This window comes from Arthrobacter sp. R3-55 (genome assembly GCF_054161505.1).
Genome location: NZ_CP096423.1, coordinates 4,575,557 through 4,588,037 on the forward strand (window position 1 = coordinate 4,575,557; position 12,481 = coordinate 4,588,037).

Genomic DNA, 12,481 nt, shown 5'->3' on the forward strand with positions numbered 1-12,481 from the left:
AGCCGGAACCTAGTTCAGCTGGAAGACTGCCTTGGGGCTGGCCTTGTTTCCCAGCCGGGCCTCAAACGTGTAATAGGCGCCGCCGCCACCTGGCTTGGCGTTGATCGCCCCGCAGCCTTCCAGTGTGCGGTTGCGCTGCCATGGGAAGTTCGCGGTTTCGCTCTTGCCGGGCTGGATGGTCTTGATGAGGTCTTCGCTACCGGCCTGGCAGTCCTTGGACGAAAAAATACGGTCCGCGCCGCTCATCACCAGGTACTCCATTTGGGATGTACCCACATTGACCTCGCACGGGGCGGTGCCACCGTTGGTGATGGTCATGGTGAGCAGCGGTTTTTCCTCAGGGCCGTAGGCGGGTTTATCGGTCTTGGCGGCGACCGTCATGAGGTTGAAGTCGCACACGGGCGTGGGCGATGCAGACGGCGATGCGGTCCCGGACGGAACACTACCCTGCGTCGGCGCTTGTGACGGCCCGGCTGTGTTGACCGCCTGCGGTTCGGACTGCCCACCCATGGCACCGCCAATGGACACGACGGCGACCACGATCAAGGCGATCACCAGCAGCAGCCCACCGAAAACCACTTGGCGACGGCGACGATACACCGCAGGGCTCGGGCGGCGCTTTTTTGCGGGGGCAGTACTCTTCCCCGGCGCTGAGGAGCGCGCGGTGGACTGCTGCTTACCCTTGGTGGCCATGGTCCTAGGCTAGGCTCGTGGCCCGCAGCGCACCTAACCTACACGCCGCAGGCCCCTAATCCGGGGCTGTGTGACGTCGGCCATGGTCCGCGGTTCCACTACAGTTGAGGGCAGTATGACACTTCCCGATGCCCACCAACTTACCGCGCTCCACAGCGCCCTGGATCAGTGGTTCGCCGATACCGCCCGGGACCTGCCGTGGCGCGAGCCGGACTGCAGCGCATGGGGAATCCTGGTCAGCGAAGTCATGCTCCAGCAGACTCCCGTGGTGCGGGTGCTCCCGGTATGGCGGGACTGGATGGAGCGCTGGCCCACGCCGGGCCACCTCGCCGCGGAGCCTTCGGGTGAAGCCGTACGTCATTGGGGTCGCCTTGGATATCCCCGCCGCGCCTTGCGGCTCCACGCTGCAGCAGTAGCCATCCGCGAAGAACATGGCGGCAACGTCCCTGACAACCATGCGGGACTTTTGGGTTTGCCGGGCGTCGGCAGTTATACAGCTGCCGCCGTCGCCGCCTTCGCTTTTGGGCAGCGGGAAACTGTGGTGGACACCAACATCAGGCGGGTCCATGCACGGCTCATCCTGGGGAACGCACTCCCGGCTCCCGCGTTGACCGCGGCGGAAATGCGCCTGGCCGAGTCACTCCTCCCCGCCGGGCAGGAGCTGTCCGTCCGTTGGAACGCGTCCGTAATGGAGTTGGGAGCCATGGTGTGCACGGCCCGCAGCCCCAAGTGCGCCGACTGTCCCGTCCGCTCAAGCTGCGCCTGGCTTGCCGCGGGTGAGCCACCGCCGTCGTACACGCCCAAGGGCCAGTCCTGGCACGGCACCGACCGCCAGGTCCGCGGCGCCGTGATGGCCGTCCTCCGCGAAGCTGCCGCCCCTGTCCCCCGGGAAATGTTCGAGCAAGCGCCGGCGGATCTGGGGTTCGCACCCTCCGGTATCGGGATCCCGCTTGCCGCGCTGCACCGGCTCAACTCGGCGCCGGAGCAACTCGAGCGCGCCCTGGATGGGCTGTTGGTTGACGGCCTGGCAGAAATGCACGACGGCGGATTGCGGCTTCCGGCCTAGCGTTCAGCCGGGGGCGGTATCGGTTCGGCAACGCCACCAAGCGGGCAGTAACAATGCAGGTGTTTCTTTCACATGCACCGGGCCAAGCCGATTAACCCTGGCCTACCCTGAAACATGGGCAGAATCGCAGTGGCGTTGACCCTTGCAGGAACCGCAGCATTGCTTCCGGGCTGCTATCCCCAAGCAGTGGCCTGCCCGGCCATTGGGCACATAGCCGGAGTTTCCGTGACCGTGGCAGCGGGGTACACGGACCAAATGGGGACGCTTCGGCTCAAGGCCTGCCAGGATGGCAGTTGCACCGAGAACGATGTGGTGCTGCATCCGGGAGCTACAGCCGTGGACCAAGGCTGCTCGCCTGAAGGCACGTGCTCGGCCACCTCCTCCCCTGATGGGACGCAGGTGGGTTTCCTGGAGCTTCCGTCGCTCAGTGAGAACCCCCTTGAGGCGACCGTGACCGGAGCGTCTCCGGCTGGAATCGCACTGCCAGTCCGGACGCTGACCTTCATCCCCAAGGGTGACTATCCCTACGGCGAGCAATGCGGACGGGTGATTTCAGCGGCCCTGATACTGGATGGCGGGGGTTTGCGGCAACAGTAGGTTTCCGGCACCGCCGTAGGATGGGTGCGTGCCTGACCACAATGTCCACCCAGACGTAGCCGAGGCATTGCGGGCCCTCAGCCAGTCATCCGGATCGCCCTCAGCGCCGGTACCCGAGGCCGACAACCATGAGTATGGGGCCGTCGTCGTTGATCTTGGGCAGGAACTGGTCCGGTTCCGCGTGGGTAAGCTGACTCCGACCAAGGTGGGCTTGTTCGTTGCCGTCTGGCAACGCGCCCAGGACGGGTCCACTGAGCCCTTCCCCGCCGAAGATGGTGTGGATCTGCTGGTGATAACAGCCCGGGAAGGCGGCAGGGCCGGCTACTTCGCTTTCCCGAAACCGGTACTGGCCAAGCATGGAATCGCGTCCGTGAACGGTGCCGGCGGAAAACGCGGCTTCCGGGTGTATCCGCCATGGTCCGCGGTAAGCAACCGGCAGGCAACCCGGACCCAACTTTGGCAGTGCAACTACTTCACTGAAGGTAGTGCCACATCGGATAATACTAAGTAACCTGTCTGTTACTGGGAACCGAAAGGCAGCAACCATGTCCACAACTGAACGGCCACTGGCGCTGGTCACCGGCGCCTCAAGCGGCATTGGATTCGAGCTGGGGAGGCAGTTCCTCAGCAACGGATTCGACACCGTCATCGTTGCCGAAAACGACAAGATCCACACAGCGGCGGAGGAACTGAAGGGCCTCGACGGAGATGCCTACGCAGAGCAAATCGACCTCACTGACAGACAGGGCATGGCCCGGTTACACGCCGCCGTCGCGGCTTTGGGCCGGCCGCTGGAAGCAGTGGCCATCAACGCGGGCATCGGGGTGGGCGGTCCGTTCGTGGAAACCGACCTCGAGGCAGAACTGAAGACCATCGACCTCAACGTGATCTCCACGGTGGTCATCGCCAAGTGGGTTGCCTCGGATATGGCCCAACGCAACCAGGGCAAAATCCTGTTTACGTCCTCGGTCATTTCCAGGGCACCAGCACCCTTCCAGGCCATCTACGGCGCATCCAAGGCGTTCGTGCAGTCTTTCGGGCAGGCACTTCGCAACGAGTTGAAGGACACCGGGGTCACTGTCACCACGCTGCTGCCGGGGCCGACGGAGACCGACTTCTTTGAACGGGCCGATCTCCTGGACACCAAAGTGGGCAGTGATGACAAAGATGATCCCGCGTTGGTGGCCAAACAAGGATTCAAGGCCCTGATGGAAGGCGACGGCAACGTGCTGGGCGGCTCCCTCAAATCCCGCACCATGGGCCTTGGCAGCAACGTCATGCCCGACGCCGCCGGAGCTGAATTCAACCGCAAGCTCAGCGAGCCCGGATCCGGAAAAGACAAGTAGGAACCAGAACAAAAGGAGCAGCCATGACCAACCCCCGTGAAGAAAACACCGCCGGCGAGGCCATCGAAGACGTCATCGTTCCACAGGACGACGCCCTGCCGAACCCTGACCGTTCCGGCCACGGCAAGATGCCCGAGGACGTCGACGACGACACGTACCAGAGAGCCGCGGAGCAGGAGCGCGTTGCCGCAGGCCTTGCCGATTACGCTCCCAGCGACGTCCCCGACGCCACCGATCCCCTTCCCCCGGAAGCCTCGGACGAGGCGGACCTGGCACAGCGCGGTTTGCTGGACACCCCCGACGACACCCCGGAAGAAGACCGCTAAGGAGTCCCTCTCCGGGCGCCCGGGACATCACGTCGCCTCGCCGAACGACTTCCGGTAGCCGCTTGGCGTGAAGCCCAGATACTTCCGGAAGTCGTTGGTCAGGTGCGCGTGGTCTGCATAACCGAGTTCGACGGCGATCACGGCAAGGTCGGCTTCCGGGTCGGACCGGGTACGCTCGGCGGCATCCTGGAGTCGGCGCCGCCGGATCAGGGCCGAGGGGCTGAGCCCAACGTACTTCCCAGCGATTCTCTGCAGGGTTCGGGGTGATACCGATAAGGAATCAGCCACATCCTCGATTCTTGAAACATCAGGCCCGGAAGCGATCACATCCATCATCCGGTTGGCGAGCAACGCCTCCTCTGAAGCAACAAACTTCAAGGAACCCAACCACACCACAAAGGCTTCCACTGCCCGCTCCCGGTGAGCGCCGCCGTCGGGCGCTTTCATTGCCCTGCAGACGGCAGAATGCAATTCTTTCTGCGCCAGAACGACCTCCTGATCACGGAGGGCGCCTGGATTATCCGTGAAAAGCGGAATGGCCGCCGGGCGGAGCAGGGCCCCCACAGCCCAGCCGGTCCCGGTGAGGTCCCGGTGCGAGGCGCGCGTGGTGGGCCCGGAGAGGATGACGTCCGCGGGCTGTACCACCAGGTTGGAGGCAGGATAGGCAATGACGTGCTGCCGGGATGACCGGCCGGGCTCGATGTTCCATTCCGGAATCCAGAACCACTGCACCAACCCGGCTACGGATGAGGGGGCCGGGTAGCGATGGAAGGTGGGCAGCCGCGCCGGATAAAGGATGCCCTTGAAGGAGCCTTCCATGGGGAGCCTTTCCAGAAGCGATCAAAGCTGTCGCAAATCTCCAAGCGCTACCTGGCGGCAGGCACGTAGCGTCGTATCCATGACCGATACTACAAGCACAGAATCAACCACGGCCGCCAACGGGGACCACACCACCAATGGCATTCCGAACGGCCTGACCAGCCTGACGCCATTCCTCGCGGTAGCCAACGCCAAGGAAGCCATTGCGTTCTATCGGGACGTCTTGGGCGCACGTGTGGTGGGCGAGACCGAGATGGGCGGAGTGGTGGTCCACGCCGAACTCGACTTTGGAAACGGCCACCTCCAGCTCGGTGAGCCCAACCCCGAGTACCACCTCGTCCCGTCACCGACCGGAGAGGACGACTGCTACTCCATGGGCCTCTACTGCTCCGATGCGGACGGGCTGGTCCACAAAGCCGAGCGAGCCGGGGCCACCATCCGCGAGCCGTTGACCACGTTCGTTTCCGGTGACCGCTATGCCAGCATCCGCGATCCGTTCGGCGTCCGCTGGTCCATCATGACGCGCGTCGAAGACCTCTCCGAGGAAGAGAGCAACCGCCGCGTCGAGGAATGGGCGGCGCAGCAGGGCTGAGCGCCTGGCCAAGCCCGGCAAGAGCTTAGCTCAGGCAGAGGCAGAACGGATGACCTGCCGGGTCAAGGAACACCCTGAACGTGTCGCCTGGCTGGTGATCGGCCTTGGTGGCACCAAGGGACAGTGCAACTTCCTCACCCTTATCCAAGTCATCCACGATCATGTCCAGATGCATCTGCTGCGGAATGGTCTGGCCGGGCCACACAGGCGGCTGGTACACCTCCACCTGTTGGAAGGAGATGCAGTTGCTGCCGTCGCTGGGACGGATATCGAACCAGTCGCCTTTGTCCTCGATCTCCCAGCCGAACAGCTCGCCGTAGAAGGCGGCCAATGCCGCTGCGTCGGGACAATCGATGACAACACTGGGGAACTTAGCTATAGCCATTTGTTAAACCTCGTCAGCCGTCTTCTTCATGCGGGCCAGGGCGCTCTTGGTGCCCCGCTGGGTAAGTACGTGAACTATGGCGCCGACACCTGCCGAAACCACTGCGAAGACCAGAACGCCGGGCAGGGAATCGTTGAGATCCGTTCCGTCCTTGGGGGCGGGCTTACCGGTCTTCTTCTCCCAGATGCCTTCCAGCGTCTTGTTTGCGAGCGTGCCCGCTCCAAGGCTGACTGCCAGGCCGAAAAGTTTCACCAGAATGTTCACGAAGATCCTCCATTAGATAGAGCGCCAGCAAGCGGCGCTTCACACATCAATCGCCCCAAAACAAGGCAGGGCCGCTGCAATTGCAGCGGCCCTGCCTGGATTCTTAGTCCTTCTTGAAGGCGTCCTTGAGCTTCTCGCCGGCACCCTTGAGGTCGGCTTTCGTCTGGTCGCCCTTGCCTTCGGCTTCGAGACGCTCGTTGTCCGTCAGCTTTCCGGCAGCCTCTTTGGCCTTGCCGCCAAGCTTCTCGCCAGCGTTCTCCATCTTGTCGTCAGCACCCATGATTCGTACCTCTTCCTTGTAGTGAACCTGTACCTCTACAACATCACTAATCAGTGTACTTAGCAATATTTGAGCGAAAATCGTCTCGGCTAGAGCTCCCCGAACCCTTCCTCAACCAGCCGGCCCACATACTGGACCGCCTTCAGTGCATCCTTGCCCCTCGCTTCGACATGGAGGCTGGAACCCTGCCCTGCGGCGAGCGCCATGAGCGCCATGATGGACATGCCGTCGACGCCGTTGACGGTCACCTCCGCGTCCAGCCCGGACAGGCCGCCGGCGATCTTTGCCGCGGGCCGGGCATGCATGCCCAGGGGGTTGATGAGTTCGAAATCGCCGCTTGCGTCCGGCTCGTCCTTGAGGTCGGGAATCTCCGGTCCTCCCACGCCGGCGGGCACCTTGCCAAAAGCCACGGCCTCTGCAGCCTTGCAGACGTCCTCGACGCCGGCGCCTCCTTGGGCAGCGACGGCAGCCGCCACGAGTCCCTCAACCAGCGGAGCGTCGGCCAGCCTCACGGCGTCGGGATCGCTGGCAAACTCCATGGCCGATTCGGCTGTCATGACTGCCGAACCCAGATCGGCCAGCACCACCACGCCGTCACCACCGGAATCCACCAGTGACTGCTCGACGGCGGCCAGCACCTTCTCAAGGCTGGTTCCGATCCGATCGTCCTCGGTGCCCCCGGCGGCGACCAGTTCGACGTCGGGCGCCATTTGGGCTGCGAGTTCCACCGCCCCGTCGGCGATCTTGCTGCTGTGCGATACAACCACTATCCCTACGGTCATATGGCGTCGGTTCCCTTGTCACCGGTTGATCCGGCGGCCGCCGCTGCGGCCGCCCGGAGGATGAGGGCGGTTGACGCGGCGCCGGGGTCGCGATGCCCTGCACTCCGCTCCCCCAAGTAGCTGGCCCGGCCCTTGCGCGCCACCAAGGGGTCCGTTGCCATGGCCCCGGTTTCAGCAGCTTCCGCGGCTGCTTCCAGCACGCCAACGGGGTCGGCGCCGCTCCCGGCGGCTTGTTGCGCCGCTTCCACGGCGGGAGTCCACGCATCGATCATGGTCTTGTCGCCAAGTTCAGCTTTACCGCGTGCCACTACTCCGTCACGGGCGGCGGCGAGCGCTGCCGCCAGCGCCCCGGCATCAACATCGACGGCCTCACCCAGAGAGGTAGCCGCCCGCAAGAACGCCGTTCCATACAAGGGTCCGGCCGCTCCGCCCACCTTGGACATGAGGGCCATGGCGGCGGCTTTGAGCGCTGCACCGGGAGTTTCCGGCGGCGTCTCATCGAGCTTCTGCAGTACGGCCTGGAAACCCCGGTCCATGTTCTCACCGTGGTCCGAGTCGCCGATGGCCCGGTCCAGTTCGATCAGTTCCACACGATGCTCCGCCATGGCCTTGGCGGAGAGTTTTATCCAGTCCATGGCCCAGTCAACGGTCAAGCCCATGTTCAGGCTCCCCATCGCAGCGCGGCAGTGTGTACCGGGGCATCCCACAGCCTGGTCATTTCCTCGTCAAGGCGCAGCACTGACACCGAGCAACCCTGCATCTCCAGGGAGGTCACGTAGTTGCCCACCAGCGATCGCTCCACGATGGCACCGCGTTCGGCCAGTACTTGGGCTGCGCGCCGATAAACGATGTACAGCTCGCTTTGCGGCGTTCCGCCCATACCGTTGACGAACAACAGCACTTTGTCACCGGAGGCGAGGGCAAGGTCCTCCAGCACGGGCTCCAGCAAGCGGTCCGTGATGGCATCGGCCGGCTCCATGGCGATCTTGTGCCGGCCCGGCTCGCCGTGGATGCCAATGCCGATCTCGATCTCATCTTCGGCAAGCTCAAAGCTGGGCGTCCCTGCGTGCGGCACGGTGCAACCGGAGAGGGCGACGCCCATGGTCCGCACGTTGGCCACCACGCGCTCGGCGATGGCTGTGACAGTGTCAAGATCGTCTCCGCGCTGGGCTGATGCTCCGGCGATCTTTTCCACCAGGACCGTTCCGCCCACCCCGCGCCGGCCTGCCGTGTACAGCGAATCTTCCACCGCGACGTCGTCGTTCACCAGTACGGAACGAACGTGCACGCCTTCGGCCTGCGCCATTTCGGCCGCGGTTTCAAAGTTCAGGACGTCACCGGTGTAGTTCTTCACAATATGGACGACGCCGGCACCTGAGTCCACAGCGACCGTCGCCGGAATGATCTGGTCAGGAGTGGGCGAGGTGAAAACTGCGCCGGGGACAGCGGCGTCGAGCATGCCGAACCCCACGAAACCTGCGTGCAAGGGCTCGTGGCCACTGCCCCCACCGGAAACCAAGGCAACCTTGCCCGCTACCGGAGCACCCTTTCGGACGACGTATTTAGGCTCCGGGTGGACGTCCACAATGTCGGCATGGGCCATGCCGAAACCTTCTACGGACTCGTCCACCACTGCGCGTGGATCATTAATGAGCTTTTTCATGGGATGCTCCTGGGCGTGCTGCGGCTGGTGCTCTGACCCTACTACCGGCAGCCCGGCCCACGGTAGGCCCGGAGCGTCTTTGGTTAGCGCACAACTCCGGCAACCGCAGAGCTTCCCAGATCGCTCCTCTCCAAGGCGCTGCCTGCGCCCAGCGCAGCTACCCACACGTCAGTGGTGCTGACGGCTGCCCAGTTCGAGTTCAGCAAAGCCATCAGGGTGGTGTGGACTGTTTTCGCGTCGGCGAAGCCTGCGTCATTGGCCAAATTGATCGCACCGGTGGCATCGGAGAGGACTTCGGTGGTGAACCCGATGTATTCGGCTTCGACAGCAGAGGCCAAAATGCAATTGTTGGTCATGTAACCCACCAAGGTGACGGTGTCGACGTCGTTCTCCCGCAGCCATGCGGCCAGGTCGGTGTCGGCGTAGACCGAGCCATAGTGCTTGACCACAGTCTTCCAGGAGTCCTTACGGCGATCCTCGATTTCAGGATGGAGGGTGAACTCCGGGGTGCCCGGGGCGAAGACAGGCGCACCCTCCCCGGCGCTGTGCTGAATGGCGGCAATCGGAATGCCTGCCTCAGCAGCGGCGTCAATGGCCTTTCCAATCATCACGATCGATTCGTGGTGGGGCGGGAACTGGATCTCAAGGGGTCCGCTGAAATATTGCTGCTGGATGTCTACGAGGATCAGTGCGCGGCGGGGCGTGCTCATGGTGTTCTCTTTTCCGGGGTCGGTTCGTTGGCCGCCTTGTGGCAACTCTTCCATCCTCGGCGTCTTTAGAAGTGACCACCAGTGGCATGAATGCCCTTATACGATTGATTCAGGCCAATCGAGAAGAGGATCCATGCGCATCTCCGTCTATGCCTTCGATGACGTGACAATGTTCCACCTCGCGGTCCCCCAGATGGTTTTCGACGAGGTCTCGCGACAAGGCCTCGCCGAGTGGAACACCCGGCTCTTCGCGGATCAAGCGGGCCACATCCGCACTGCGGAGGGCTATCAACTGGGAGAGATCCCTGGCCCCGAATCCACATCCGAAGCAGACGTCATTGTGGTGCCTTCCTGGTTTGACGACGGCCGCTCACCGAATGAGCAGCTCCGCACCGTACTTCGGCAGGCACACGAGCGCGGCGTCGTCATCCTTGGCCTGTGCCTGGGCACCATCCCGGTTGCCGACGCCGGCCTGCTTGATGGGCGGTCCGCCGTCACGCATTGGGAAGCCTTCAGTTCGCTCTCGACACGCCACCCGGATGTTTTTCTGGACCAGACGGTGCTGTACATCGATCACGGCGACGTCTTGACGTCGGCGGGAACAGCCTCCGGATTGGACGCATGCTTGCATCTGGTGAGGACCCGACTGGGATCTGCAGCCGCCAACCAGGTGGCACGCAGCCTGGTCATCGCTCCGCACCGGGAGGGCGGACAGGCGCAGTACATCGAGCACCCCTTGCCGCCCCGGTCCGCGGACGATCCCATGTCACGCTTGTTTGAGTGGGCCCTGGGTCATTTGGCCGAAGACCTGACCATCGACGCCCTCGCCGATCAGGCCCACATGAGCCGCCGAACCTTCATCCGTGCCTTCAGGGCGTCTACCGGGACTACCCCATCAGCATGGGTGCGCTCCCAGCGGCTCGACGCAGCCAGGCACCTCCTGGAGAGTTCCAGCCTGTCCATCGATCAAGTAGCAGCCGAATGCGGGTTCGGCAGCGCCGTGACACTCCGGCAAAACTTTGCCCGGGCTTTCTCCACCACACCCACCGACTACCGACGCCACTTCGACGCCCAGCCCCGGCGCGTTTCCTAAGTCAGCGTCCCAGCCGTTGGACGTTCGTCATAAGCATCCCGCGGGTTGTCGAAAGCAAACGCGGCAGGGACAGTTCCTGGGAGCTGTCCCTGCCGCGTTGCCCTACCGCTCAGGTGCCGGTGTCGCCGTCGGCTCCTGCTCTGATACCGGCTCCGATTCCTGCTCCTGTTCCTGACGGATGCGGAATTCGGGCCAGAAAGCCGAATACAGGTCCGGGTCGGAGCGACTGTCCCCGGACCATGGCGCCTCGTGCGGCCACGTCCCGTGCGGGATGTCGATCTGGAAAGCGGAGAAGTCGGGGAACGTGACGCGGTTGTTCATCACCCTCAGCCCCTAGCTGCTCAGCACGGCGTCGCCGCCGGCGGTCACAACGTCTTGGAGCAGCACGGTCTGATCGATGACAGGGAGCCCCACCACGTGCCCGAAGCTGAACATGTTGTGCGGATCCAGCTCGGCCTTTGCCTTACGGAGGCGATCCAAGGCCGTTGCCCGCCACGGCCGCTCCCGGTCTTCGGCATCCACAAAGTGGCCATGCAGATTGACGAAAGTTCCGGCATTGGCCGCAGGCCTCAGGTCTTCATGAACTGCGTTGAACACGGACGGCAACATCTCCACCCTTGGCGGCACGGCAATGGCACCCATGAAGAAGCTGAACGCAGCATCGCGGCCACCCACAATATCGTCACCATCCGAACTCTTGGCCAAAGCACCGCCGAGCAACCGGAGTTCGGCCAGCAACACGGGACTGTCAACACCGGGGCCAAAGTGCCGCAGAAGCGCATCAGCTTCCGGCTCATCCAACCTGTCCAGGAGGAAGCCATGTTCCAGCACTGGAACCGGCTGGTCCGGGTCCTGGTGGATCGAGTCGAAGGCGGTGGCGTCCAGGGGCCCCGTGGCATCCATCATGAAGGGCGCGCTCCGACGCATCGGCTCCAGGAGTTCTGCTGCGGTCGCCAAATCACCCTGGTAGGCATAGCGGAGATGGATCACGAATTTGCCGCGCAAAGGTGGCGGCACCATCTCCATATCCGGCAGCCGCAGAAAGGCAAGGGACGCCGAAGCCTCCACGGGCAAGGAAGGCACCCAGCCCCTGAACGCCTGCAGCACTTCAGGAGCATGCTCACCGTCAAAGTAGATTCCGCCGGCATAGAGGTCGGAGCCCTGGAACAGGTGGAATTCCATGGCAGTGACGATTCCCAGGTTGCCCTTGCCGCCGCGCAGGAGGAAGAACAACTCCGAGTCCTCGTCCTTGGTCACCCGGCGCAGCACACCGTCAGCCGTGACAATTTCGAACGCAATCACATGGTCGGAGGCGAAGCCGTATTTGCGCCCAAGAATGGGCAGCCCGCCACCCAGCGTGTAACCCACCACGCCAACATCAGTGGTGGAACCACAGAGCCCCATCAGCCCGAAGGTCCCGGCGAGTTCCACCACGGCCTTCCAGCGGACGCCCGCACCCACGCGGGCCGTCTTCTCCAGGGGGTCGATGCTTAGTTCGAGCATTCGGCGGGTGCTGATCAGCAAGCCACCTTCAATGGCATTGGTGGCACCGTGACCGGTGGACTGGACGGATACCGGCATACCGCGTTCTGCGGCCCAGCGCACGGCCGCCGAGGCGTCCTCTGCATCGAGGGCGCCGAAGGCGAGGTCAGGTTGGTGCTGTGTGGATAAATTGAAGGCCGCTACTTCAGCGGCGAAGCCGGAATCGGCAGGCGTGAACACTGGACCGCGCACGCTGAGTTGGAGTTCTGAAACATCTGAAAAGGAGGCGTGGGACTGCATGATCTTCTCTCAATTGACCGATGTGGTGGAAGCTTCCCCAGCAAGCCTCAATCAGTTTATCCATCAAGTTGAGATAAGAAAAG

Annotated in this window: 18 protein-coding genes; 7 read left to right on the forward strand and 11 right to left on the reverse strand. The window is 63.4% G+C overall.

Annotation, left to right across the window (positions count from 1 at the left end; genetic code table 11):
- Window positions 1-9 precede the first annotated feature (9 nt).
- Window positions 10-693, reverse strand: a complete 684-nt coding sequence (locus M1D51_RS20935) for a hypothetical protein (protein WP_458107898.1) — start codon at window positions 691-693, stop codon at window positions 10-12.
- Window positions 694-808: 115 nt separating this feature from the next.
- Between M1D51_RS20935 and M1D51_RS20940 the strand changes: the two genes are divergently transcribed.
- From M1D51_RS20940 to M1D51_RS20960, 5 genes are all read left to right on the forward strand, one after another.
- The gene (locus M1D51_RS20940) at window positions 809-1,759 is read left to right on the forward strand and encodes an A/G-specific adenine glycosylase (RefSeq protein WP_172325919.1); all 951 of its coding nucleotides are present in this window, start codon (window positions 809-811) and stop codon (window positions 1,757-1,759) included.
- Between the two features lie 114 nt (window positions 1,760-1,873).
- Window positions 1,874-2,356 carry a hypothetical protein gene (locus tag M1D51_RS20945; RefSeq protein ID WP_458107899.1) on the forward strand — a complete coding sequence of 161 codons (483 nt, stop codon included), beginning with the start codon at window positions 1,874-1,876 and terminating at the stop codon, window positions 2,354-2,356.
- A gap of 28 nt (window positions 2,357-2,384) precedes the next feature.
- Entirely contained in the window at window positions 2,385-2,867 is a 483-nt protein-coding gene (locus M1D51_RS20950; protein ID WP_458107900.1) for a MepB family protein, read from the forward strand.
- A 34-nt stretch (window positions 2,868-2,901) separates the two neighbouring features.
- On the forward strand, window positions 2,902-3,702 hold the full coding sequence (locus tag M1D51_RS20955; RefSeq protein ID WP_458107901.1) for an SDR family NAD(P)-dependent oxidoreductase: 801 nt from the start codon (window positions 2,902-2,904) through the stop codon (window positions 3,700-3,702).
- A 23-nt stretch (window positions 3,703-3,725) separates the two neighbouring features.
- Window positions 3,726-4,028 (forward strand): hypothetical protein, encoded by a 303-nt coding sequence (locus tag M1D51_RS20960; RefSeq protein ID WP_458107902.1) that lies wholly within the window; start codon window positions 3,726-3,728, stop codon window positions 4,026-4,028.
- A gap of 27 nt (window positions 4,029-4,055) precedes the next feature.
- Here M1D51_RS20960 and M1D51_RS20965 read toward each other — a convergent pair whose 3' ends face one another.
- Window positions 4,056-4,847: a helix-turn-helix domain-containing protein gene (locus tag M1D51_RS20965; protein WP_458107903.1), complete on the reverse strand. Its 792-nt coding sequence runs from the start codon at window positions 4,845-4,847 to the stop codon at window positions 4,056-4,058.
- Window positions 4,848-4,926: 79 nt separating this feature from the next.
- On the opposite strand from M1D51_RS20965, the gene M1D51_RS20970 reads away from it, so the two are divergent.
- Window positions 4,927-5,439, forward strand: coding sequence for a VOC family protein (locus M1D51_RS20970; protein WP_458107904.1), 513 nt, complete (start codon window positions 4,927-4,929; stop codon window positions 5,437-5,439).
- 25 nt (window positions 5,440-5,464) lie between these two features.
- Here M1D51_RS20970 and M1D51_RS20975 read toward each other — a convergent pair whose 3' ends face one another.
- From M1D51_RS20975 to M1D51_RS21005, 7 genes are all read right to left on the reverse strand, one after another.
- On the reverse strand, window positions 5,465-5,824 hold the full coding sequence (locus tag M1D51_RS20975; protein WP_172323218.1) for a VOC family protein: 360 nt from the start codon (window positions 5,822-5,824) through the stop codon (window positions 5,465-5,467).
- A 3-nt stretch (window positions 5,825-5,827) separates the two neighbouring features.
- The gene (locus M1D51_RS20980; protein WP_141283339.1) at window positions 5,828-6,088 is read right to left on the reverse strand and encodes a DUF4235 domain-containing protein; all 261 of its coding nucleotides are present in this window, start codon (window positions 6,086-6,088) and stop codon (window positions 5,828-5,830) included.
- Window positions 6,089-6,191: 103 nt separating this feature from the next.
- Window positions 6,192-6,368 carry a CsbD family protein gene (locus M1D51_RS20985; protein WP_035760998.1) on the reverse strand — a complete coding sequence of 59 codons (177 nt, stop codon included), beginning with the start codon at window positions 6,366-6,368 and terminating at the stop codon, window positions 6,192-6,194.
- A gap of 89 nt (window positions 6,369-6,457) precedes the next feature.
- Window positions 6,458-7,150, reverse strand: coding sequence for a dihydroxyacetone kinase phosphoryl donor subunit DhaM (gene dhaM / locus M1D51_RS20990; RefSeq protein WP_458107905.1), 693 nt, complete (start codon window positions 7,148-7,150; stop codon window positions 6,458-6,460).
- Window positions 7,147-7,809, reverse strand: a complete 663-nt coding sequence (gene dhaL / locus M1D51_RS20995; RefSeq protein ID WP_458107906.1) for a dihydroxyacetone kinase subunit DhaL — start codon at window positions 7,807-7,809, stop codon at window positions 7,147-7,149. Before dhaL ends, dhaM begins: the two co-directional genes overlap by 4 nt.
- Window positions 7,810-7,811: 2 nt before the next feature.
- Window positions 7,812-8,813 carry a dihydroxyacetone kinase subunit DhaK gene (gene dhaK / locus M1D51_RS21000; protein ID WP_458107907.1) on the reverse strand — a complete coding sequence of 334 codons (1,002 nt, stop codon included), beginning with the start codon at window positions 8,811-8,813 and terminating at the stop codon, window positions 7,812-7,814.
- An 83-nt stretch (window positions 8,814-8,896) separates the two neighbouring features.
- Entirely contained in the window at window positions 8,897-9,523 is a 627-nt protein-coding gene (locus tag M1D51_RS21005) for an isochorismatase family protein (protein WP_458107908.1), read from the reverse strand.
- 133 nt (window positions 9,524-9,656) lie between these two features.
- Here M1D51_RS21005 and M1D51_RS21010 point away from each other — a divergent pair, with 133 nt between their 5' ends.
- Window positions 9,657-10,616, forward strand: coding sequence for a GlxA family transcriptional regulator (locus M1D51_RS21010; RefSeq protein ID WP_172323209.1), 960 nt, complete (start codon window positions 9,657-9,659; stop codon window positions 10,614-10,616).
- A 102-nt stretch (window positions 10,617-10,718) separates the two neighbouring features.
- On the opposite strand, the gene M1D51_RS21015 is transcribed toward M1D51_RS21010, so the two are convergent.
- Together M1D51_RS21015 and M1D51_RS21020 are read right to left on the reverse strand one after the other, a co-directional pair.
- Window positions 10,719-10,937: a hypothetical protein gene (locus M1D51_RS21015; RefSeq protein WP_172323230.1), complete on the reverse strand. Its 219-nt coding sequence runs from the start codon at window positions 10,935-10,937 to the stop codon at window positions 10,719-10,721.
- Window positions 10,938-10,949: 12 nt separating this feature from the next.
- Window positions 10,950-12,398 carry an FAD-binding oxidoreductase gene (locus tag M1D51_RS21020; protein WP_458107909.1) on the reverse strand — a complete coding sequence of 483 codons (1,449 nt, stop codon included), beginning with the start codon at window positions 12,396-12,398 and terminating at the stop codon, window positions 10,950-10,952.
- Window positions 12,399-12,481 lie beyond the last annotated feature (83 nt).

Excerpts from the sequence above, each read along its gene's own strand:
- dhaL (WP_458107906.1), bottom strand. The coding sequence starts at position 7,809 with ATGGGCTTGACCGTTGACTGGGCCATGGACTGGATAAAACTCTCCGCC.
- M1D51_RS21015 (WP_172323230.1), bottom strand. The coding sequence starts at position 10,937 with ATGAACAACCGCGTCACGTTCCCCGACTTCTCCGCTTTCCAGATCGAC.
- M1D51_RS21020 (WP_458107909.1), bottom strand. The coding sequence starts at position 12,398 with ATGCAGTCCCACGCCTCCTTTTCAGATGTTTCAGAACTCCAACTCAGC.
- M1D51_RS20985 (WP_035760998.1), bottom strand. The coding sequence starts at position 6,368 with ATGGGTGCTGACGACAAGATGGAGAACGCTGGCGAGAAGCTTGGCGGC.
- M1D51_RS21005 (WP_458107908.1), bottom strand. The coding sequence starts at position 9,523 with ATGAGCACGCCCCGCCGCGCACTGATCCTCGTAGACATCCAGCAGCAA.
- M1D51_RS20970 (WP_458107904.1), top strand. The coding sequence starts at position 4,927 with ATGACCGATACTACAAGCACAGAATCAACCACGGCCGCCAACGGGGAC.
- M1D51_RS20960 (WP_458107902.1), top strand. The coding sequence starts at position 3,726 with ATGACCAACCCCCGTGAAGAAAACACCGCCGGCGAGGCCATCGAAGAC.
- dhaM (WP_458107905.1), bottom strand. The coding sequence starts at position 7,150 with ATGACCGTAGGGATAGTGGTTGTATCGCACAGCAGCAAGATCGCCGAC.
- dhaK (WP_458107907.1), bottom strand. The coding sequence starts at position 8,813 with ATGAAAAAGCTCATTAATGATCCACGCGCAGTGGTGGACGAGTCCGTA.
- M1D51_RS20965 (WP_458107903.1), bottom strand. The coding sequence starts at position 4,847 with ATGGAAGGCTCCTTCAAGGGCATCCTTTATCCGGCGCGGCTGCCCACC.
- M1D51_RS20975 (WP_172323218.1), bottom strand. The coding sequence starts at position 5,824 with ATGGCTATAGCTAAGTTCCCCAGTGTTGTCATCGATTGTCCCGACGCA.
- M1D51_RS20935 (WP_458107898.1), bottom strand. The coding sequence starts at position 693 with ATGGCCACCAAGGGTAAGCAGCAGTCCACCGCGCGCTCCTCAGCGCCG.
- M1D51_RS20955 (WP_458107901.1), top strand. The coding sequence starts at position 2,902 with ATGTCCACAACTGAACGGCCACTGGCGCTGGTCACCGGCGCCTCAAGC.
- M1D51_RS20945 (WP_458107899.1), top strand. The coding sequence starts at position 1,874 with ATGGGCAGAATCGCAGTGGCGTTGACCCTTGCAGGAACCGCAGCATTG.
- M1D51_RS20940 (WP_172325919.1), top strand. The coding sequence starts at position 809 with ATGACACTTCCCGATGCCCACCAACTTACCGCGCTCCACAGCGCCCTG.
- M1D51_RS21010 (WP_172323209.1), top strand. The coding sequence starts at position 9,657 with ATGCGCATCTCCGTCTATGCCTTCGATGACGTGACAATGTTCCACCTC.